The following is a 1,668-nucleotide window of genomic DNA, read 5'->3' as shown; positions in this document are numbered from 1 at the left end:
GGCTGTGAAGCACGGTTAGATATAGAACGCATCTCCTCAAACGAAGATAGCCTCAAACACTAAACGAATCACAACGGTCTATATTGATCGCTTACTTTCTAACCTCGAAAAAAACTATGATTTGGATCCTAGAGTTGCCTCTCTGATTCCGAGAATGTACGAAATTAGGAATCGGGTGGTGCACTCTTATGAAAACGAAGTAACCAGGGGAGAATTATTAGAGTGGCTAGGTATTTCCAAAAGTGTCTATGACAGGCTAAAAGCAACTATTGACAAAAAAACATAACAAACGCATTAACACTCGCTGCGCTCGCTAGGGACAAAAACACGTAGGCTCCCTGCGCTTCGCTTGGTATTGTAGCCTACGTATTTTTGCCCGTTATGCGGGCGTTAGGTGAACCTGTAAGATATTGAGCTATTAATATTGAAAGACAACACAATTAACACTCTACTAATTGGTTTTTTTACAGGGTTAATAGTAGGAGCTATTTCTGTACTTTTCTCAAACCTAATTTTGGGTATATTCTCCATAGCTGCGTGGATAATATTGATGGCTGGAATCCCTAGAAGAAACACCTCGAACTTATTACGAACTCTTTTTTATATAAGTGTGACTGGCTTACCTTCTGCTTGGATTTTATTTTTCTTAACAAGGTAATTTCATGCTACGTTCACCTAACAAAACACTAAAGGCGCTCGCGCTGCTCGCTGGGACGCTAACACATGGGCTGCGTCACTTCGTTCCTAATTTTAGCCCATGTGTTATCGCCCCTTAGTGGGAAGTTAGGTTTTCATTTATGCCTATTAAGATATCTGATCATTTAAACAAAAATGACAATGGTAAAAGCACAGTTATCGCGTGGCTTTTACCAGACAACTGGCGTCTTCCAGATCAGATGAAAGCGTTTGAAAGTTGGTTGCAAGAAAATAGAAGTTTAGCCCCAAGTGAATATTCAGCAGATATTGGCTTCTCCCCAAGGGAAGACGCATTGGGTGGTGGAGGTAAACTGTCTATTGAGTCTATGGAAATCATGCTTCGTTTAGGACTGGAGCTCTATTTATCAGAGTATCCAGAGGACTAGGATGTTTAACCACAAACCTAACAACTCAATAAACCCGCTCACTTCGTTCGCTGGGACGCATACACGCAGGGCGGCTTCGCCATTATGCCCTGCGTGCCTGCGCCCGTTATTGAAAAGTTAGGTGCTTTAATGGAATATTCCAGTAATTTTCACTTTATTAGCTATCAGGAATGAACTTGAATGGATTCTTATGTCCTCGCCGATATTATAATCAAATGTATCGTTATTCTGGTTGGTGTATACCTTATCTTCCGAGGCAAGAATGCTAAAAATAGTTTAGGTTCTCAAAGAGAGCTGCTGCCTCCAAATACTATGATTATCATAGGAGCTTTAATCTGCGTCACCAACGCTTACTTAATATTTGAGGCTATTTTGTGAACGCACCTAACAAACCACTTAAGGCTCTCGCTTCACTCGTTGGGACAGTAACACGTAGGCTCTGTCGCTGCGCTCCAAATTTTAGCCTACGTGTTACTGCCCCTTAGTGGGGTGTTATAAGGCGTCAGCCTAAACTTCGTTTGCCTTAGTAAAAAAAGTGGTGCAACTGCCCTTACCTGTTTTCGTTAGTATCCCTCTGACTTGTGGT

1 protein-coding gene is annotated in these 1,668 nt (G+C 41.7%); it reads left to right on the top strand.

The genetic code is table 11. The features are described from left to right. Positions 1-797: 797 nt before the first annotated feature. Positions 798-1,082: a hypothetical protein gene (locus tag BZA03_RS20290; protein ID WP_110289718.1), complete on the top strand. Its 285-nt coding sequence runs from the start codon at positions 798-800 to the stop codon at positions 1,080-1,082. The last annotated feature ends 586 nt before the right edge of the window (positions 1,083-1,668 follow it).

Source organism: Alteromonas sp. I10, assembly GCF_003201515.1.
Taxonomy (GTDB): domain Bacteria; phylum Pseudomonadota; class Gammaproteobacteria; order Enterobacterales; family Alteromonadaceae; genus Alteromonas; species Alteromonas macleodii.
Note: the sequence above shows the minus strand (reverse complement) of the source record. Positions and strands in the feature narration are given on the sequence as shown.